22 protein-coding genes are annotated in these 18,319 nt (G+C 40.4%); 19 read left to right on the top strand and 3 right to left on the bottom strand.

The window, feature by feature from the left end:
- Positions 1-11 precede the first annotated feature (11 nt).
- From BXY41_RS25540 to BXY41_RS25500, 9 genes are read left to right on the top strand one after another with little or no spacing between them, the layout of a single operon-like run.
- On the top strand, positions 12-185 hold the full coding sequence (locus BXY41_RS25540; RefSeq protein ID WP_104439725.1) for a Flp1 family type IVb pilin: 174 nt from the start codon (positions 12-14) through the stop codon (positions 183-185).
- On the top strand, positions 185-2,077 hold the full coding sequence (locus BXY41_RS25535; protein WP_104439696.1) for a DUF5702 domain-containing protein: 1,893 nt from the start codon (positions 185-187) through the stop codon (positions 2,075-2,077). Before BXY41_RS25540 ends, BXY41_RS25535 begins: the two co-directional genes overlap by 1 nt.
- Positions 2,078-2,096: 19 nt before the next feature.
- On the top strand, positions 2,097-3,020 hold the full coding sequence (locus BXY41_RS25530) for a hypothetical protein (RefSeq protein ID WP_104439695.1): 924 nt from the start codon (positions 2,097-2,099) through the stop codon (positions 3,018-3,020).
- A 10-nt stretch (positions 3,021-3,030) separates the two neighbouring features.
- The gene (locus BXY41_RS25525) at positions 3,031-3,462 is read left to right on the top strand and encodes an A24 family peptidase (RefSeq protein ID WP_104439694.1); all 432 of its coding nucleotides are present in this window, start codon (positions 3,031-3,033) and stop codon (positions 3,460-3,462) included.
- On the top strand, positions 3,459-3,848 hold the full coding sequence (locus BXY41_RS25520) for a hypothetical protein (protein ID WP_104439693.1): 390 nt from the start codon (positions 3,459-3,461) through the stop codon (positions 3,846-3,848). Before BXY41_RS25525 ends, BXY41_RS25520 begins: the two co-directional genes overlap by 4 nt.
- A 1-nt stretch (position 3,849) precedes the next feature.
- Positions 3,850-5,148: a DUF6382 and FHA domain-containing protein gene (locus BXY41_RS25515; protein WP_104439692.1), complete on the top strand. Its 1,299-nt coding sequence runs from the start codon at positions 3,850-3,852 to the stop codon at positions 5,146-5,148.
- A gap of 52 nt (positions 5,149-5,200) precedes the next feature.
- Entirely contained in the window at positions 5,201-5,809 is a 609-nt protein-coding gene (locus BXY41_RS25510) for a rhomboid family intramembrane serine protease (RefSeq protein WP_104439691.1), read from the top strand.
- Between the two features lie 32 nt (positions 5,810-5,841).
- On the top strand, positions 5,842-6,258 hold the full coding sequence (locus BXY41_RS25505; protein ID WP_104439724.1) for an HIT family protein: 417 nt from the start codon (positions 5,842-5,844) through the stop codon (positions 6,256-6,258).
- A gap of 17 nt (positions 6,259-6,275) precedes the next feature.
- Complete coding sequence (locus BXY41_RS25500; protein WP_104439690.1) at positions 6,276-6,821, top strand: RNA polymerase sigma factor; 546 nt, start codon at positions 6,276-6,278, stop codon at positions 6,819-6,821.
- Here BXY41_RS25500 and murG read toward each other — a convergent pair.
- Positions 6,818-7,888, bottom strand: coding sequence for an undecaprenyldiphospho-muramoylpentapeptide beta-N-acetylglucosaminyltransferase (gene murG / locus BXY41_RS25495; RefSeq protein ID WP_104439689.1), 1,071 nt, complete (start codon positions 7,886-7,888; stop codon positions 6,818-6,820). The two genes, BXY41_RS25500 and murG, sit on opposite strands and share 4 nt — an antisense overlap.
- 112 nt (positions 7,889-8,000) lie before the next feature.
- Here murG and BXY41_RS25490 point away from each other — a divergent pair, with 112 nt between their 5' ends.
- The 4 genes from BXY41_RS25490 to BXY41_RS25475 all read left to right on the top strand — a co-directional run bounded on the left by BXY41_RS25490 (position 8,001) and on the right by BXY41_RS25475 (position 10,013).
- Entirely contained in the window at positions 8,001-8,300 is a 300-nt protein-coding gene (locus tag BXY41_RS25490; RefSeq protein WP_185140399.1) for a hypothetical protein, read from the top strand.
- A 65-nt stretch (positions 8,301-8,365) separates the two neighbouring features.
- Positions 8,366-8,893, top strand: coding sequence for a spore maturation protein (locus tag BXY41_RS25485; RefSeq protein ID WP_104439688.1), 528 nt, complete (start codon positions 8,366-8,368; stop codon positions 8,891-8,893).
- A 106-nt stretch (positions 8,894-8,999) separates the two neighbouring features.
- Positions 9,000-9,449: a MarR family winged helix-turn-helix transcriptional regulator gene (locus BXY41_RS25480; protein WP_104439687.1), complete on the top strand. Its 450-nt coding sequence runs from the start codon at positions 9,000-9,002 to the stop codon at positions 9,447-9,449.
- A gap of 27 nt (positions 9,450-9,476) precedes the next feature.
- Complete coding sequence (locus BXY41_RS25475) at positions 9,477-10,013, top strand: GerMN domain-containing protein (protein WP_104439686.1); 537 nt, start codon at positions 9,477-9,479, stop codon at positions 10,011-10,013.
- A gap of 53 nt (positions 10,014-10,066) precedes the next feature.
- Here the strand turns inward: BXY41_RS25475 and BXY41_RS25470 are convergent, their stop codons facing one another.
- Positions 10,067-11,884: a DUF885 domain-containing protein gene (locus BXY41_RS25470; RefSeq protein ID WP_104439685.1), complete on the bottom strand. Its 1,818-nt coding sequence runs from the start codon at positions 11,882-11,884 to the stop codon at positions 10,067-10,069.
- A 518-nt stretch (positions 11,885-12,402) separates the two neighbouring features.
- Here BXY41_RS25470 and metG point away from each other — a divergent pair.
- The 6 genes from metG to dhaS all read left to right on the top strand — a co-directional run bounded on the left by metG (position 12,403) and on the right by dhaS (position 18,087).
- Positions 12,403-14,379 (top strand): methionine--tRNA ligase, encoded by a 1,977-nt coding sequence (gene metG, locus BXY41_RS25465; protein ID WP_104439684.1) that lies wholly within the window; start codon positions 12,403-12,405, stop codon positions 14,377-14,379.
- Positions 14,380-14,463: 84 nt separating this feature from the next.
- Positions 14,464-15,219, top strand: a complete 756-nt coding sequence (locus BXY41_RS25460) for a TraX family protein (protein ID WP_104439683.1) — start codon at positions 14,464-14,466, stop codon at positions 15,217-15,219.
- Positions 15,220-15,242: 23 nt separating this feature from the next.
- A complete protein-coding gene (locus BXY41_RS25455; protein ID WP_104439682.1) occupies positions 15,243-16,007 on the top strand; it encodes a TatD family hydrolase in 765 nt (254 codons plus the stop codon).
- A gap of 29 nt (positions 16,008-16,036) precedes the next feature.
- Complete coding sequence (locus BXY41_RS25450; protein ID WP_104439681.1) at positions 16,037-16,579, top strand: GNAT family N-acetyltransferase; 543 nt, start codon at positions 16,037-16,039, stop codon at positions 16,577-16,579.
- Positions 16,580-16,634: 55 nt separating this feature from the next.
- Positions 16,635-17,507, top strand: a complete 873-nt coding sequence (gene rsmA / locus BXY41_RS25445; RefSeq protein WP_104439680.1) for a 16S rRNA (adenine(1518)-N(6)/adenine(1519)-N(6))-dimethyltransferase RsmA — start codon at positions 16,635-16,637, stop codon at positions 17,505-17,507.
- A gap of 16 nt (positions 17,508-17,523) precedes the next feature.
- Positions 17,524-18,087, top strand: coding sequence for a dihydroxyacetone kinase transcriptional activator DhaS (gene dhaS, locus BXY41_RS25440; RefSeq protein ID WP_104439679.1), 564 nt, complete (start codon positions 17,524-17,526; stop codon positions 18,085-18,087).
- Here dhaS and BXY41_RS25435 read toward each other — a convergent pair.
- Entirely contained in the window at positions 18,084-18,317 is a 234-nt protein-coding gene (locus BXY41_RS25435) for a hypothetical protein (RefSeq protein ID WP_104439678.1), read from the bottom strand. The two genes, dhaS and BXY41_RS25435, sit on opposite strands and share 4 nt — an antisense overlap.
- Between the last annotated feature and the right edge of the window lie 2 nt (positions 18,318-18,319).

The following is an 18,319-nucleotide window of genomic DNA, read 5'->3' as shown; positions in this document are numbered from 1 at the left end:
TGGCTTTAATAATGAAAGAGCAGATCCAGGATTTTATAAAAGAAGAAGATGGAGTAGGGGTTATTGAAATTGTATTGATTCTGGTAGTTTTAATTGGTCTGGTTATTATTTTTAAAACCAATATTAAAAAACTGCTGGATGGCATTTTTGAGGAGATTAATAAGCAGTCGAAAGAGGTGTATTAATGCACAACAATGGTCATATAACGGTATTTTTAAGTTTAACCCTTTTATGCATTGTCAGTTTAATGTGCGGACTTTTAGAGTCCGCACGGACTGCAGGAACGAGATGGTATTTAAAGATTGCTGCGGATTCCGCAATGGATTCTGTATTTAGCAGATATCACAGAGAGGCGTGGGATAAGTACCGGATTTTTCTTCTGGAAGATAAAAGCGGGAATGACCTGGAGCAGAAATGGAAGGAGTATATAGCACCATATATGGAGCATTCTGGCTGGTATGGTGTGGATATAGAGGATGCCAATGTGTTATATCGTGACCTCATAACCAGTGCCGGTGGGAAATATATGAAGCAGGAAATCCTGGATTATATGAAGTATGGGATTTTTGATCACATACCAGATGAAGCAGGAGCCGTTACAATGCTTGCTGATCTTAAGGAAGCAGCTGCTGTAAAAGATCTTTCCAGGTCATATGGGGAACACACAAAAGAAGCAGTACGTCTGGAGCATGTGATTGAAGAAATTAATAATTCCTTAGAAAAACAGAAATACATATGGATTGAAGCAAATTCATGTTTGAGCAATTACGATGGACAGGAATTTATGAGAAAAGCGGTAGAATTGGAGAAAGAGACGGATCGTATACCGAGCCTTGTAAAATCTTATGAAAATATTGCAGATGAATTATATGTTCAATTACAGCTAACAAAAAGCAAAAGAACAGAAGCAATGGATCAGTTAAGCAATCCAATCCAGATAACATTAAACAGTGATACCGATTGGTATGATTCTTATGTAAGGCAGGATGGAGAAAGGCGAAAAGAAGTCGAAGCACTTGCCGAGGAGGCTATTAATATTAAGAACATAATAGAACGTTCAAAAGACCGGGCGTTGGAAGTAGGACAAATAATTGATGAATGGGAAAGCAGTTCAGATGACGATGATGATGATGGGCCAGATTTATCAGAGTTATGGGGTTCTGTCAGGGATATCTGGTGTAAAATCCATATTTCTTTGCTTTCCTATACTAATGGTGTGAAAGACCCTCAAAAAGAAAAGATTTTAGAAAAGGTGGAGAGCCTTGTGGGAAATGGTCTTATGAGCCTTGTACTTCCAGAGGGGACACAGATATCGAAAGGGCAGCTTGATCTTAACTCGTTTCCATCTCTGATTTATTCAGAGGAACAGGGTGAAATTGATGGTTTGACAGACCGGATTTTATTTGAGGAATACTGTGGACGTTTTCTTACCAGTTTTTTATCAGAAGAAGATAAAGCGGTTAAATATGAACTGGAATATTTAATCGGAGGGATGAATAGTGATGAGAAAAATTTTTCACAGGCTGTAACAGATGTTTTGGCTATAAGGGAAGGTCTTAATCTGGTACATATTTTAATGGATCAGGAAAAAAGAAAAGAAGCAGAAGCATTGGCAGGTGTGATAACCGGAGTGACAGGAACTGCCCCTCTTACGGGACTGGTGGCCTTCTTTGTTATGAGTATCTGGGCAATGGGAGAAGCCATTATGGATGTCAGACGGCTGTTACAGGGAGAAAAGGTTGCATTTATTAAGTCAAGAGATAACTGGAGGCTTTCACTTCAGGGCTTACTGGATTCGGGAAGCAGTGGTTCGTTTAAGGGTGAAGGTAGTGACAATAACGGTATTAGCTATACTGGCTATTTAAAATTGCTTCTGTTTCTCTTCCATAGTACCAGGCAGTATTACAGGCTTATGGATGTCATTCAGATGAATCTTCGGACAACCGATACTGAGTTTCGCATGACTCATTGTGTATATGGGGCAGAAATTCAGGGAAAAGGGCGTGGGCAGCATTTCTTTTTCGGAGTGCTGGAACCTGTTTATGCCATAGAGGTTCGGACGGAAAAAGCATATTAGAGTGAGGAGGCGAATAATTATGCCCTTTTTCAGAGAGTTAAAAAAAATCATTTGTAAAGCAAAGGTTACTCTCCAGGTACATTTCCCCTTGATAAGAAAAAACATCTCTGCAAAAAGGGTATTATTATTCGCCTCCTTTCACACCAGACCAGGCAGTCTGACAATCGAAGCAGCTATGGCACTACCGCTTTTTTTGTTTGCAGTAATAATACTGATGACGCCAATGAAACTTCTAAATGACGGTAGAAAAATTCAGACTGCGCTTGAGATTACAGGTGAAGAGTTAAGTCAGTATGTATCAGCTTTAAAAGAGTTAAAAAGAGGTGAAGATTTAAGTGCAGCGGGATTAAATGAACTGCCGGATGGTTTTCTGGATGGAATAACAGAACAGAGTATTCTTCTATATGCAAGAATAAAAATGGGAAAGTATGAAGTATACCAGGATGCTGAGTCTGTATCTTTTTTAAGATCCTCTATTTTAAAAGATAAAGAAACCATTGATTTGATTATGGATTATCGGATTCGTCTTCCATTTCCTGTTTTAGGGCTGAAAAGTGTTCCAATGTCTGCCCGGTGTTTCAGGAGAGCGTGGATTGGAAATACACTGCTCTATGAGGAAGAGTCAGGCGATACGGAAGAGATGGTCTATGTAGGAAGAGACAGCACCAGATATCACAAAAAAAGAACCTGTCATTATTTATTCAATCATATAAAGGCAGTGAATGAAACGGAACTGGAGAGTATCCGTAATACTAGCGGAGGGATATACAAACCATGCAGCAGATGCAGCAGCCTGGAAAGAGAAGGCAGTATTGTCTATATCATGCCGTCAGGTGGAAAATTCCACAGCAGTAGAGAATGCAGTGCAATTACGGCATATGTCAGGCTTGTACCTATATCGGAAGTAATTCATTTAGGTGCTTGTTCTTATTGTTCTCAGTAAGGAGGCAAAGATGGTTGAACAATTAAATTGTATTATTTTTGGTATGTTTCTTTTTGCAGCAGCCTGGGAAGATGGGAGAAAGAAAAGTATCAGTATCTGGCTCCTTTTAAGCGGTGGCGCTGCAGGAATTGTTTTGTGCTTATTACAGAGCGAGGATTGTTTTAAGCTTACTGGCTGTCTGGTGGGTCTTGCTTTATTAGCAGTAAGTAAATTATCAAAGGAGTCGGTGGGCACCGGGGATGGCTGTTTCTTTATAATAAGCGGTCTGTTTTTGCCTGATTTGTCCAATCTGATATTATTTTTCTATGGCTTAAGTTTGAGCGGTATTTTCTGCGGTCTGTTCTTTCTGTTAAACCGGGTAAAAGGAATTGATGTTGGAAAAGAGAGAATCCCATTTATTCCGTTTCTGGTTCCGGTCTGGCTAATCATGGTAATGAAATGAACAAGCGTTTAAACGGAAGTTATACGGTAGAAGCCGCTTTTGTTATGGCTGTCATATTATTCTCTCTTATGATATCCATTCAGTCTGCGTATCGTCTGAGAGATGAGGTGGCGGGGGCCATGGCACTTGCTGAATCAGTGCAGAGATTAAGGCACAATGAGACAGAGCCGCCTGGTGATGCTGCAAATTGGGCAGTTCACAGGGCTGGAACCCCTTTTTCATGGAAGGAATATGAATTTGAATTAAATTTAACCGGAAATTTGCTTACCGGAAAGCGGATTAAGGGTACAGGAGCGGGTGGCAGATGGAAGCTTGAATTGGAACAACAAGTCTTTGATCCTGAAAATTTTCTAAGGAAGCTGACACTGATCAGTCAGGAGGAATGATATGAATGTTACATATAGACGGGAGATGAAGCATAATTATTTGATTATAGAGCAGGATAATGCCCAGATGCAGGGATATGAGGAAAACATGCTCAAAGAAAATCAGATAAATGGTTTGCTGAAATTCCAGTTAAAGCAGATTGATAATCATAAATACTTCTATTATGAAATCACTTCAAAACAGCCTTTAAGCCGAATTTTAGAGTTTCACAGCATAGATAAACAGGAACTTATAAATCTAATTACCGGGATTGCCCAGATTCTTAACCGTCTTCCTGCATATCTCCTTAAAGAAGATCAGATACTTCTACAGCCGGAATTCATCTATGTTGAGCCAGAACAGTTTTTTGTGTCTCTCTGTCTGATACCTGGAAGAGACAGGAAGTTTTCAGAGGAGATGAGGGAATTACTTCGTTATCTTTTGGGGAAGATTAACCATCAGGATAAAGAATGCGTGGTTATGGCTTATGCGTTATATCAGGAGAGTGTAAAAGATAATTACGGTATGGATGCTTTAGCGGAACTGGTTTGTCTCCATAATGATAAGCTGGAAGCAAGGCAGGAAGAGGGAGAGTGTGAGACTGAAACCGGATTTAAAAATACAGAAAAAGAGGAGATACAGGTCATTGAGGAATTTTCAAGTCCTGTACAAACCAAAACTACCGGCTTTGGTTTATGGAGACCGCTTATTATATCGTATGTAGTTGTTACTGGTTTTTCAGCTGTGTTGTGGGGCATATCTGGTTACAAGGGAATATTAAGATACTGGTATTTGGTTATGGCAGCAGGAATATTTTCCGCTTTATTTGGGTTCAAATCAACAGGCAAAAATCAATACCAGCACCCAGAGGAAGACAGCCCAGCAAAAGACCGGAGTTATGACAGCGAACAGGAAGAGTGGCAAACGGCTTTTTATGAAAGCAAGGAGGAATCCCAAGTTCCGCTTAAATCAGCAGCGGGAGAAGACCCCATACAGACAGTACTTCTTACTAATAATCAAAAAGATGCGCAAGTAAAGGTTTTTAGATCTGCAAGTCCTGGAATTCCAGATATATTAATAACATATACTCCCTATCTCATAGGCAAGCAGGAGGGATTGGTGGATTATGTTCTTAATAGAGAAGCTATCAGCCGGATTCATGCGAAGATTGAGATGGAAGGAAATGATTACTGCATCAGTGATTTAAACTCTACCAATGGCACATATGTCAACGGCCGGCTTCTGGAAACAAATGAAACAGTTTTATTAAATACGGGAGATGAAATTTTTATCGCAAATTTTGCGTTTATATTTACATAATCTGTCAGTTTATGATAAAATAAGCATATTATAGTTCAGAAGGAGCGCTTCAATGGATGAATTTAGCAGGCGCAAGAAGGCCTTAGTCAATATTGGTCTCATTGCGGTGAATGTCATTTATTTTCTATACCTGGAGATGAATGGATCTACCGAGGATACCCAGTTTATGGTTTCCCATGGGGCTATGTATGCGCCGCTGGTTATTGAAAGAGGGGAGTATTACAGATTAATTACTTCCACGTTCATGCATTTTGGAATAAATCATATTATGAACAACATGCTGATTCTGTTCATTCTGGGAGATAATCTGGAACGTGCACTGGGTCATATTAAATACCTGTTTTTTTATTTGATCTGTGGTGTGGGAGCGAATGTTGCTTCCATGATTATAAATATGTCCGGATATAGAAATGTGGTTTCCGCTGGCGCTTCCGGTGCCATTTTCGGAGTGATCGGCGGTCTTTTATATGCAGTGGCAGTTAATCGTGGGCAATTGGAAGACCTAAGCACCCGTCAATTGGTGGTGGTAATTTTATGCTCTCTGTATTTTGGCTTTACCAGCACAGGTGTTGATAACGCTGCTCATATTGCAGGTCTTATAATAGGCATTATAATGGGAGTGGTTTTATATCGCAGACCCAGGAACGGTCGCAGCCGGTAAATATGGAAAAAATGCTGGAAGGAGGTGAGTGTGTGAGAGAAGATGACTGCATTTTCTGTAAAATTGCAAATGGGGGTATTCCCTCAGAGACAATTTATGAGGATGACATGTTTCGTGTAATTATGGATTTAGGACCAGCTTCCAAAGGGCATGCCCTGATTCTTCCCAAGGAGCATTACAGAGATATCTGTGATCTGGATGAAGAAACGGCAGCAAAGGTCCTTCCATTGGCAGCAAAAATAGGAGTCGCCATGAAAAAGGCGCTGGGATGCTCCGGGTTCAATGTAGTGCAGAATAATGGAAAAGAGGCGGGCCAGACGGTTTTTCATTTTCACGTGCATTTGATTCCCCGTTACGAGGAAGGTCCTGTTATGGTTTCCTGGATGCCAGGTAAGGTAAGTCCGGAAGAACTAGCACAGACAGGAGCCGCCATCAGGAGCGCCCTGTAATCAGAGGGGCATATGATATGAGCATACATGAAGATGAAAATCTGCTGCTACAGTCCATTTATGGTAAATATCAGGGGCTGTTGCGACGAATAGCTAAAACACTGAATGTACCGGATCTGGAACTTGATGATGTGGTACAGGAGACTTTTATTTCTTATTTTGAGAATTATTCATTAACCTGGTCAGACACGCGGAAAAAAAGCATGTTGATCAAAATATTAAAACGCAAATGCATAGACTCTCTTCGTAAAAATGGTCATTATGAGAAAGTAAGTCTTGATGAGGAAGATGCATCCAACGAGATGGCGATGCTCGCAAGGTATGTGGTAACGGATCCTCTTGAGGTAGTTCTTGGGGAAGAGTCTGTTTTAAAAATCACCAGTGAGATTTCCAATATGAGAGATGAGTGGAAGGAGATGGCTGTACTATATTTTCTGGAACAGCTGACGATTCCGGAGATCTGTGAGAAGCTTGAGATACCGGGAACGGTCTGCCGTTCCCGGATCTATCGGACAAGAGTCTGCTTAAAAAATATACTCGGTCCAAATTATAAAACTGATTAATTTTTGGAAACCAGGTTCTCTATCATTTCTATAATTGTATTAACAGCATCATGAAGTTCGCTGCTTTCCATTTTTGAAAGATAGGTCTGACGGTTAGCAAAGGTATCTGTAATGGCCTGCAGTAAGGTGTCTCCATTTAAGCTTTCTTCTTCCAGAAGATAACTGAATCCCTGTTTTGAAAAGGATTTGGCATTTAAAATCTGATCACCTCTGCTGGCAGCAGCGGAAAGGGGAATCAGAATATTAAGTTTTCTCAGTGCCAGTATCTCACAGATCGCATTGGCACCAGCTCTGGAAATCATTAAGTCAGCAGCAGCAAAAAGATGTTTCAAAGGGGCATCTACATATTCATACTGTACATATCCATGGACACCTGCCAGGCTTTCATCCAGATTGCCCTTTCCACAGATATGTATGATCTGGTAATTGTTTAATAGCTTTGGAAGGATGCCCCTTATAGCGTTGTTGACGGTTACAGAACCAAGGCTACCTCCGATGATCAGTATAACAGGCTTGTTGTCGTTTAGCCTGGCATACTTTAATCCAGTCATCCGGTCGCCCTCTAAGAGTTCTTTCCGTATGGGGGAACCGGTTAGTATTGCCTTATTTTTCGGGAGATAGCTGAGTGTTTCCGGAAAATTACAGCAGACACGGGTAGCAGCCGGAATACAGATCCGGTTTGCAAGGCCGGGAGTCATGTCTGATTCATGGATGATTACCGGTATTTTTAAATGCTTTGCAGCTAACACGACTGGAACGGCAACAAAGCCGCCTTTGGAAAATACTATATCAGGTTTGTAGCTTTTAATCAGTTTAAGCGCTTCTCCAAATCCCTTTATTACACGGAACGGATCCGTAAAGTTTTTGATGTCAAAATATCTTCGGAATTTACCTGTTGAGATACCGCTATATGGGATCTTAGCATTCTCGATCAATTTTCGTTCAATTCCCTGATAGGAACCGATGTAACGAATCTCATAGTTTTTTTCTTTTAGTGAAGGAATTAAAGCCAGGTTCGGGGTAACATGACCGGCAGTACCGCCGCCAGTTAATATTATTTTTTTCATAGAAAAGCTGCCTCCCAAATTCGATATACTATTATAGTAAACGTTAGTGGTAAAAAGTCAACCCCAAAGCGTATGAGAACCAAAGGATAACCAAACATAAAGAGGTATAGACGTGGAGCAGAAGAAAGATTCCATCAATAAGTGTTCCATCTTTTATTTGTTTCATACAAATCATAATTCAAGAGAGGAACTGGAAGCCCGTTTGCTTGATTATATGCAGAAACACCCGGAATTAACACCGTCTGTGCCTGCGCCTCCGCCAGATGAATTTCAAAAGATTATGGCAGAGTTTAATAAAAGGGGATCCAAGACGATTGTAAGAAAGCAGCTGAAAGTACTGCATTGCTTTAATTTTGTCATTCACTTCTTTCAAAAGATTGTCTTTATATTTGAGAGAAGGATTTTGAAATAAATGAAAAGAATGAAAAGGAAGCAGCCGGAATAGATTATAATAATTAACGGATAGTGAGTAAAACTATGGGATTTTTATTATTTCTCTCTGAGGCTGCGGTTCCGCTGATCATTTTTTACATTGTTGGATTTGGCATTTTATCAAAGCGTCCGGTATTTGATGATTTTTTAAATGGCGCAAAAGATGGAATGAAAACGGTTGCAGGCATTATGCCTACACTAATTGGTCTGATGACAGCGGTAGGAGTACTTAGAGCATCCGGGTTTCTGGACTTTCTGGCAAAGCTGCTTACGAAACCCGCATCTTATTTATTTCTTCCGGCACCGGTTGTGCCGGTTATTTTAGTTCGGCTGGTCTCCAATTCAGCGGCCATCGGGCTTGTTTTGGATATCTTTAAAAAATATGGTACAGATTCTTATATTGGATTTATGACTTCTGTTCTGATGAGTTGTACTGAGACATTATTTTACTGCCTCAGTGTATATTTTGGTACTGTTAAAATCAGAAAAACCAGATACACCCTTGGGGGAGCTTTGACAGCAACTGTTGCTGGTATCGCAGCCAGCGTATTTTTAAGCCGGTTTTTGGTATAATAGGAAATTAATCATTTTGATTTAAGAATTTCATAAGAATTCAGGTGGTTGTCTTCGTATACATAATCATGTATAATTACGAAGAAGCTTTTATTGTCATATAGATTTGAAGGGGATAAACGTGGATACTTACGGAACTCTTAACGAAGTACTGGTAAGGCTGTTTCGAGACGTAATGGATATCGAACAGCAGGCTATCATTACACAGGAATTTAATAATATCACCAATAATGATATGCATGTGATTGAGGCGATCGGAGTGGGAGAACCTAAGAATATGTCCGCAATAGCCAGAGAATTGTCTGTCACAGTGGGGACATTGACCATAGCCATGAACAGTCTTGTTAAAAAAGGTTATGTTACCCGCCAAAGGGGAGAAGAAGACCGGCGCGTTGTTTATATTTCTCTTTCAGATAAAGGAAAACAAGCCTATGAACATCATGCTACATTTCATCGGGAGATGATAGCCGGAATGATAGAAGGCCTAAGCGAGAATGAGGTAGAAGTTTTAATCAAAGTTCTGACCAAACTGAATAAGTGGTTTCGGAGTCTTTAACAGAATTAAAGGAGGCAATACGCATTTATGAAAAAAATTATTTTATATTTAGTGAGCGCTATGCTGATGGTATCCCTGGCTGCCTGTACACCAACCCAGCCAAAGATGGAGACAACAGCACCTGATCCACAGGTAATGGCATCAACAGGAGGCGCCAGTGATAAAGTTCCTGACCCTAATGCAGAACCGATGGAAATTATTTCTGTATATAGTAAGAATGAAAATAAGACTGGTTTAAATCAGGCGATGGATGCAGTGGACAAGCTGACTGCAGATGCTATCGTAAGCAAACTTATAGAATACGGCGTATTAGAGGATGGAACAAAGGTTCTGAAATATGATTCAGCTAATGGAATTGGTACGTTGGATTTATCTGCAGTTCCGCAAAGCGGTTCTGGTGATGACAGGCTTACCATTACAGCTATTGGCAACACCTTTGTAGAGAACTTTGAACTGGATAAATTAAAGCTTCTGGTGAACGGTAAAAATTATTCCAGCGGTTCTATCAAACAGGGCGATAATGATTATCTGGAATATGTAAAGAATTATAAAGAAATAAAATAAAAAACAGGCAAAAGCCAATGGATCTTATGGCTTTTGCCTGTTTTATTTTCATATCAACTTCTAAGCTGTTTTGCCAGCCAGTTGCGGAAAGCAGGCTGAATTACTGAAAATGGAGCTGGCCCCACATCAAGCAGAAAGGTATGAAAATCTTTTAAGTTAAATTTATCCTTTAAGACTCTCTCCGCCGTGTTTCGCATTTCCATGATTTCCAGATAGCCTACGTAATACTCCATATAATTCGTTGGATTTTCCACCAGGCTGTTGTAGATGGAATCTGCGATATCTGTATTTTCCACGTTATAAAAGGTTCCAAGATATTTAGCGGTAGCTTCCTTATCCCAGCCTTCATAATTGATACAGATATCAAGGTAAGCGTAAATTCCCAGCGTAATGGCTGTATTATGTGCCAGAAGTTTGCCAAGTTCCGGGTCCAGCCCGTTATCTAATGTATAGGAATAATATTCTACATAGGTAGCCCATCCTTCGGAATAGCTTGAGAATGAAAGGATACTCCTTAAATCATTTGGTTTTTTGCTTAGAAAGTATACGTTCTGATATAAATGTCCGGGATAGCCTTCGTGAGCCAGGGTAGTATAAAGGTCATCATTTTGAAAACGAGGGTTGTTGTTGATGTAAATAACATTATTCTGGTACTGGTCCAAAGGGGGCACCAGGTAAAAGGCCGGGCTTAAAGAGGATTCCAAAGCGCTTGGCACATACTTAACTGTGTAGTTGCATGGTGGAAGCTCCGGAAAATCTGTAGTAATCTGAGATTTTAAAGATTCCAGGATTTCTTCCGGCTTTGTGTACTTAAAGGAGTAATGATCCAGAGAGTCAATCACTTCAGGATGATCCTTTGTAATCTGTCCCAATGCTTTGATATCACTATTCATCTGCTTTTCTATGGCCTTTTTCAGGCTTTTGACTGAATCATAGGAGGTACCGGTATTGGAGTTTACCAGATATTCAAAGTATTTCTTTCCGTCGGGATACCAGGAAAGACCTTTGTCATTGGTTCCGGTTCCCATCAGAGCGGTGAGACCGCTTATTAAATTCTTATAAGCAGGAACAAAATGTTCTTCCAGAACTTTGATATTCTGCTTCTTATATTCTGCTTTCTCCTCATCGGTTAAGTCTGTCAGGGAATCAATTCTGGTATTGAAGGTTTCTGCAAGGAAACTGTGATCCGGCTGTATTAAGTAAGCTTCACAGGATTTTAAAACATGGTCAGCTGCAGCATCTGACATAAATAGTCCTGCCTCTGATTTCTTCTTTTCAAATTCCATTATCTGCCCATAATACTCGTCAATGGATGACAGCAATGATAGATAATTGTCTACATCCGCTTTATTGTTAAACGTATACTCGGCAAAGAGAACAGGAAGCTGGGCCTGAATTCCTATGGTCGTGGTAAGCGGCTGGGCGTAGAGTTCCATTCCATCAGAACTTAATTCGGTATCAACGTAGGAATACAGAATCTGATATGTAAGCCTCTGGTCGGCAGTCAGCTTCCGGGGGTTAAAGCTTTCCAGCTTTTTCTTTACCTCCTGAAGGTCCTTTGTACCCTGCTTCATCTTATCCAGAGAAAAATCTCCAAGAGTCAAAGGAACCGTGTTAATTCCTCTGGAAGCAGGATCGGCAATACTGAAATGAAAACTGATACCGGAATCGCTGATTTCATCCCGGAATAAATCTGCAGTAAACTGATCGAATGCTTTCTGCATGGATAGATCCTGGGCATGGTATTTTTGATATTGGGCATCGGATGGTGTTCCCGTCTGTCTTGGAGGTGGTGTACAGGCGCAAAACAGAGAGGCCGCCAAGACAATGGAAAGGATACGGCGTCCCTGCCTGATAATCATGTTTTTCATATTAAGATCCTCCACAATTCACTAATATTATTTATATGTTTATAAGAAAAAAGTAATGACAAAAGGTCAGATCCTGAAACTTACCTGCTTGACAAACGGGAATGAAACTATTACACTAGGGTTACTGACAATTGATTCATTTGAGAATGCTGAGAAAAGAAGAGTAAGAAACCCGCCTCATGTACAGAGAATTCCGGTAGCTGAAAAGGAAGCCTGAGCGTATTTCCCAACATGGCCTTGGAGCAGCGAAGTTGAATTGGCGTAATAAGCCTTTAAATTTCGACGGTCACACCCGTTATCGTGTCAGACTGTTATTATATACCAAAAGCGCCATTCTGGAAAGCTTTTGATTAGAACGCAGCCGGTGAGGTCTGTGTCGTAAGGCATGGATAAATTAAAGTGGTATCACGGGATAGTGCCCCGTCTTTAAATTTCCTACGTGGATTTTTTAAGACGGGTTTTTCTTTGTTGGGAAATGATTCACCCTGCATCTCATTATATTTCTGGAGGAAAAGATTATGTGTAAAGATTCAAACAAAAAGCCATATTATATCACCACAGCCATTGCATACGCATCCGGTAAGCCTCACATTGGCAACACCTATGAGGCTGTTTTAGCTGATGCCATAGCAAGGTTTAAAAGAGAAGAAGGATACGATGTATTTTTCCAGACAGGAACGGATGAACACGGACAAAAGATTGAGGAGAAAGCTGCAGCAGCAGGCATAACTCCCAAGGAATTCGTAGATCAGGCAGCTGGTCAGATTAAAACGATCTGGGATCTGATGAATACCTCCTATGACAAGTTTATTCGTACTACTGATCCGGATCATGAAGCACAGGTTCAGAAAATCTTTAAAAAACTTTACGATCAGGGTGATATCTATAAGGGATATTATGAAGGTTTATACTGCACTCCATGTGAATCTTTCTTTACTGAGTCCCAGCTGGTAGACGGAAAATGTCCGGATTGCGGTCGTGAAGTAAAACCGGCAAAGGAAGAGGCTTATTTCTTCCGTATGAGCAAATATGCAGATCGTTTGATCCAGCATATTAATGAAAATCCTGATTTTATTCAGCCCGTATCAAGAAAGAATGAGATGATGAACAACTTCCTTCTTCCCGGACTTCAGGATTTATGCGTGTCCAGAACCACATTTACATGGGGAATCCCAGTCACATTTGATCCAAGACATGTAACTTATGTATGGCTGGATGCATTGACAAATTATATTACAGGAATCGGATATGACTGTGATGGAAATAACAGTGACCAGTTTGCGAAACTCTGGCCTGCAGATCTTCATCTGATTGGTAAGGATATTATCCGCTTCCATACCATTTACTGGCCTATTTTCTTAATGGCATTGAATGTACCCCTTCCAAAACAGGTATTTGGTCACCCATGGCTGTTACAGGGCGAAGGAAAGATGAGTAAATCAAAGGGTAACGTTCTTTATGCAGATACACTGGTAGATTTCTTCGGCGTGGATGCCGTTCGTTATTTTGTTCTTCATGAAATGCCTTTTGATAATGATGGAATCATTTCCTGGGAGCTGATGGTAGAGCGCATGAACTCTGATCTTGCCAATATTCTGGGCAACCTTGTTAACCGTACCATTTCCATGTCCAATAAGTATTTTGACGGTGTGGTAAGAGACGGCGGTATCACAGATGAGTTTGATGAGGATTTAAAAGCAGTTGTGCTTGAAGAAGTGAAAAAGGTCAGCGAGAAGATGGAAAAACTCCGCGTCGCAGATGCAATTACTTCTATTTTTAACATTTTCAGAAGAAGTAATAAGTATATTGATGAAACAGCACCATGGACTCTTGCAAAGGATGAGGCTTCAAAAGCCCGTCTGGAGACGGTTCTTTATAACCTGACAGAAGCGATTACCATCGGAGCATCTCTTTTGGCTTCTTTTATGCCGGAGACCTCTGCTAAAATTCTTTCTCAGCTTAATACAACAAAAAGAGAGCTGCCCCAGATGAATGAATTCGGTTTATACCCATCTGGTAATAAGGTAACCGACAAGCCTGAGATTTTATTTGCCCGTATGGATATGAAGGAAGTAATGGAGAAAGTGGAAGCTATGCATACAGCTGCAGAAGGTGCTACAGAAGAGAAAGAATCACAGGAAGATGACGGAATTGATATAGAGGCAAAAGCTGAAATTGAATATGAGGATTTTGCAAAGCTGCAGTTCCAGGTGGGTGAGATCATTGCCTGCGAAGCAGTTGCGAAATCGAAAAAACTCTTATGTTCCAAAGTTAAAATTGGAAGTCAGGTAAAACAGATTGTCAGCGGCATTAAGGCTCATTACTCACCAGAAGAAATGGTTGGTAAAAAGGTTATGGTTGTGGTAAACTTAAAACCAGCGAAGCTGGCTGGTGTTTTATCCGAAGGCATGCTTTTATGTGCGGAAGATGCACAGGGCAATTTATCTCTTATGGTTCCGGAAAAGGCAATGCCATCAGGAGCGGAGATCTGCTAATAAAAAGCTGTTTTAAGAACAGGAAAAGATGAGTATGAGGCCGGATTTTTATAATCCGGTCTTATCGTTTAAGAGGAGGACTTGATGACAGAATCCACTGCATTCCCAAAGAAAGGAATTTCAGGAAATACCTTAAAGATCATCGCGATCATAACCATGCTGATTGACCATATTGGTGCGGTTGTAATTGAAAATGGGATATTGAAGTATCAGGACCCTTTCCTGATGCAGACAATCCTGGCTACGCCAGAAGGCATAAAGTGGAGTACCATTGATTTTGTTCTCCGAACCATTGGAAGAATATCCTTTCCCATTTTCTGCTTTTTGCTGGTTGAGGGTTTTCTTCATACCAAAGATGTTAGAAAGTACGGAATCAGGCTTTTGGCATTTGCTTTGATTTCGGAAATACCGTTTGACCTTGCGGTTTTTAACAGCTGGTTTCACCCCGGGTATCAGAATGTATTCTTCACACTTTTTATCGGTCTGTGGGTGCTTGAGTGGTACCAGAAGGCCATGGGTGATCCTCTTCGGCAGTTTCTGGCAATCGGAGTGGGATGTGGGGTATCCATACTGCTGAAATCAGATTACAACTTAGACGGAATTGTACTGATACTGATCATATATATATTTCGTAATAATAAAAAACTTCAGACAATATTTGCAGGAATTATGGCTGCATTAATCAGCGCAAGCTGTTTTGGAGCAGGAATATTTGCTCTTTTGCCGATCCACTTGTATAACGGGAAAAAGGGTGAGAGGAATATAAAATATTTATTTTACGGGTTCTATCCTCTTCATTTAATTCTGCTATATATAGTTCGGTTATTGATTACAGGCTGAAAAACGTTTTAAAGGAGATATCTATGATTTTTGATACACACGCCCATTACGATGATGAGGCATTTGATGAAGACAGAGAAGAGTTGCTTGCAAGTCTGCAGTCTCATGGCATAGAAGCGGTTACCAATGTTGGAGCAAGCATAAAGACATCAGAAAATACCATTAAACTCACAGAGAAGTATTCTTATATATATGGAGCAATTGGAGTTCACCCCAATGAGACTGGTGAGTTAAATGATGAGAAGTTAAACTGGCTGAAAGAAAATGCCGGTCGTAACAAAATAGTTGCCATTGGAGAAATAGGTCTTGATTATTACTGGGAAGAACCAGATCATGAAACACAGAAGACCTGGTTTGTGCGGCAGCTGAATCTTGCTAAGGAAGTAAAGCTTCCGGTTATTATTCACAGCCGAGATGCGGCAAAAGATACGCTTGATATTATGAAGGCGGAGCGTTCCCAGGATGTGGGCGGTGTGATTCACTGCTTTTCCTATGGAAAAGAGATGGCCAGGGAATATCTGAATATGGGATTTTATTTGGGAATTGGTGGTGTCCTGACCTTTAAAAATGCCAGAAAGCTGAAAGAAGTAGTGGAATATATGCCTTTGGATCAGCTGGTACTTGAGACAGACTGCCCATACCTGGCGCCTGTTCCCAATCGGGGAAAGCGCAATTCTTCCCTGAATCTTCCTTATGTTATTGATGAGATTAGCGCCATAAAAGGAATTTCCAGGGATGAGGTTGTAGAAGTTACCAACCGGAATGCAAAAAAGCTTTATCATCTGTAGGAAAAACAAAGAGTTGGTAAGGAGTTTATGTGAAAGAAATCATTGAAAATACCGACATCATAATATTGAAAAATACCCAGGAAAGCGATTTAGACCTGGTGGTTGAATGGGAACATCAGCCTGATAATGCTCAGTATGTTGGGCAGTGGACAAGAGAACAACATAGAGTTTCCCTGTCTCAGGAAGACATCTTGCATTTATCAATAAAAGAAAGATCCACCAATCAACTGATCGGATATGTAATTTTAGCTGGTATTACAAATCCAAATCATAACATTGAATTTCGGAGAATTGTTATATCAGATAAAGGTCACGGCTTTGGAAGAGAAACTCTGAATTTAGTAAAAAAAATTGCCTTTAAGCAGTTAAATGCACATAGATTATGGCTTGATGTCAGATATAAAAATCAGAAAGCACAAAGACTATACAAGTCAGAAGGCTTTGTTGAAGAAGGCATACTAAGAGAATGTATTTTATATCATGGCAGTTATGAATCACTGATAGTCATGTCAATTCTGAAAAGTGAATATGTGGAGGGTATCGAGGCTTCGGGCCCGTCTTATATTTATTGACTTTTTGTTTATAATAAGATACCATTGATTAATAAAAAACGATAGGAAAATGTGTATGCAAAATAAATTAGGCAACCCTCAAAATACCATCCAGATCATCCAAAAATATGAGTTCGCATTTCAAAAGAAGTTCGGACAAAATTTTTTAATTGATACACACGTACTTGATAAAATCATTCTTGCAGCTGGTGTAACAAAGGATGACTGCGTTTTGGAGATCGGTCCTGGAATCGGTACTATGACTCAGTATCTGGCAGAAGCAGCGGGCCATGTGGTCGCAGTAGAGATCGATTCAAACTTAATACCAATACTAAAGGAAACGCTGGCTGATTACGATAATGTAACTGTAATTCATGCAGATATTTTAAAGACTGATATCAATGAGCTGACTCAGAAATATAATGGTGGACGTCCCATCAAGGTAGTGGCAAATCTGCCCTATTATATTACCACACCCATTATTATGGGACTTTTTGAAGGTCAGGTACCCATTGATAACATTACAGTTATGGTGCAGAAGGAAGTGGCAGACCGTATGCAGGTAGGACCAGGTTCCAAGGATTACGGTGCCCTCTCACTGGCTGTTCAATATTATGCAGAGCCATATATTGTAGCCAATGTTCCACCCAACTGCTTTATGCCCCGCCCCAACGTGGGATCAGCGGTAATCCGCCTGACCAGGCATAAAAATCCCCCTGTCAGTGCACAGGATCCGGGACTGATGTTTCGCCTGATCCGGGCATCCTTTAACCAGAGAAGAAAAACACTTCAAAATGGTTTGAATAACTCTCCTGAGGTTCCTTATACCAAAGAACAGATTATATCGGCTATTGAAAGCCTGGGTCTTTCCCCGTCTGTGAGAGGAGAAGCACTGAATTTAGAGCAGTTTGCGGCTCTTGCCAATTATTTTACAAATATAAAGGAATAGTATAACAGGAGGGCCTATGTCGGATTCGCTTATTACGAAACGTGCAATTGCAGAAGCATTGAAGCAGGTGTGCAAAGAGAAACCATTTGATAAGATATCCATATCAGATATTACTGCAGTATGTGGTCTGAACCGGCAGACCTTTTATTATCACTATCAGGACAAATATGAACTATTAAGCTGGATTTATTATAATGAAAATTTTGCTGCAATTGCAGATGATATCAGTCTTGAAAACTGGAATGAGAAAATCCATGAGCTTTTGAGTAATATGAAACAGGAAAAAAACTTTTACGTAAATACCATAAAAGAGCAGGAACATACCTTTGAGAGTTACTTGTATGAGATGACAAAAGCATTATTTTCAGAGGCCATTGAGTTACTTGATGAAAAGGGAAAACTGACCTTTGAAGAACGGGACTTTGATGCTGGATTTTATGCCTATGGTCTTTGCGGAGTAATCATGGACTGGGTAAAAGAAGGAATGAAGATGGAGCCGAAAGAAGTTTCAAAACGGTTAAAAAGCCTCGCCAGGGCTACGGAGCGGATCGGATATATTCGCAGCCAGGCGGAGCTTTAAGCAAGTTTCTGAATAATCAGATTCAGGCAATCGTCTCTGGAACAGTTTTTTATCATCATAAGCAGTTCTTCGTAAGTAAAAAGTTCACTGGAGGCGGGGCTGAATTTTTGTAACAGTTCCCTTAAGTTACGGGCGGTCCGTTCCGGTGCTTTCTGACCATTTTTAAGTTGATGAAAAAGTGCTGTTTTTAAAACGCTTTCCCGTATATGTTTGTGTAATGTTCCCGACATGG

It is taken from the genome of Lacrimispora xylanisolvens (genome assembly GCF_002934545.1).
In the GTDB taxonomy this organism is placed as follows: domain Bacteria; phylum Bacillota; class Clostridia; order Lachnospirales; family Lachnospiraceae; genus Lacrimispora; species Lacrimispora xylanisolvens.
Note: the sequence above shows the minus strand (reverse complement) of the source record. Positions and strands in the feature narration are given on the sequence as shown.

What these genes read in the sequence shown, in the direction of transcription:
- BXY41_RS25535 (WP_104439696.1), top strand. Translation starts at nt 185, where the DNA reads ATGCACAACAATGGTCATATAACGGTATTTTTAAGTTTAACCCTTTTA.
- BXY41_RS25500 (WP_104439690.1), top strand. Translation starts at nt 6,276, where the DNA reads ATGAGCATACATGAAGATGAAAATCTGCTGCTACAGTCCATTTATGGT.
- BXY41_RS25540 (WP_104439725.1), top strand. Translation starts at nt 12, where the DNA reads ATGAAAGAGCAGATCCAGGATTTTATAAAAGAAGAAGATGGAGTAGGG.
- BXY41_RS25475 (WP_104439686.1), top strand. Translation starts at nt 9,477, where the DNA reads ATGAAAAAAATTATTTTATATTTAGTGAGCGCTATGCTGATGGTATCC.
- BXY41_RS25485 (WP_104439688.1), top strand. Translation starts at nt 8,366, where the DNA reads ATGGGATTTTTATTATTTCTCTCTGAGGCTGCGGTTCCGCTGATCATT.
- BXY41_RS25510 (WP_104439691.1), top strand. Translation starts at nt 5,201, where the DNA reads ATGGATGAATTTAGCAGGCGCAAGAAGGCCTTAGTCAATATTGGTCTC.
- BXY41_RS25470 (WP_104439685.1), bottom strand. Translation starts at nt 11,884, where the DNA reads ATGAAAAACATGATTATCAGGCAGGGACGCCGTATCCTTTCCATTGTC.
- murG (WP_104439689.1), bottom strand. Translation starts at nt 7,888, where the DNA reads ATGAAAAAAATAATATTAACTGGCGGCGGTACTGCCGGTCATGTTACC.
- metG (WP_104439684.1), top strand. Translation starts at nt 12,403, where the DNA reads ATGTGTAAAGATTCAAACAAAAAGCCATATTATATCACCACAGCCATT.
- BXY41_RS25515 (WP_104439692.1), top strand. Translation starts at nt 3,850, where the DNA reads ATGAATGTTACATATAGACGGGAGATGAAGCATAATTATTTGATTATA.
- BXY41_RS25435 (WP_104439678.1), bottom strand. Translation starts at nt 18,317, where the DNA reads ATGTCGGGAACATTACACAAACATATACGGGAAAGCGTTTTAAAAACA.
- rsmA (WP_104439680.1), top strand. Translation starts at nt 16,635, where the DNA reads ATGCAAAATAAATTAGGCAACCCTCAAAATACCATCCAGATCATCCAA.
- BXY41_RS25460 (WP_104439683.1), top strand. Translation starts at nt 14,464, where the DNA reads ATGACAGAATCCACTGCATTCCCAAAGAAAGGAATTTCAGGAAATACC.
- BXY41_RS25530 (WP_104439695.1), top strand. Translation starts at nt 2,097, where the DNA reads ATGCCCTTTTTCAGAGAGTTAAAAAAAATCATTTGTAAAGCAAAGGTT.
- BXY41_RS25520 (WP_104439693.1), top strand. Translation starts at nt 3,459, where the DNA reads ATGAACAAGCGTTTAAACGGAAGTTATACGGTAGAAGCCGCTTTTGTT.
- BXY41_RS25525 (WP_104439694.1), top strand. Translation starts at nt 3,031, where the DNA reads ATGGTTGAACAATTAAATTGTATTATTTTTGGTATGTTTCTTTTTGCA.
- dhaS (WP_104439679.1), top strand. Translation starts at nt 17,524, where the DNA reads ATGTCGGATTCGCTTATTACGAAACGTGCAATTGCAGAAGCATTGAAG.
- BXY41_RS25455 (WP_104439682.1), top strand. Translation starts at nt 15,243, where the DNA reads ATGATTTTTGATACACACGCCCATTACGATGATGAGGCATTTGATGAA.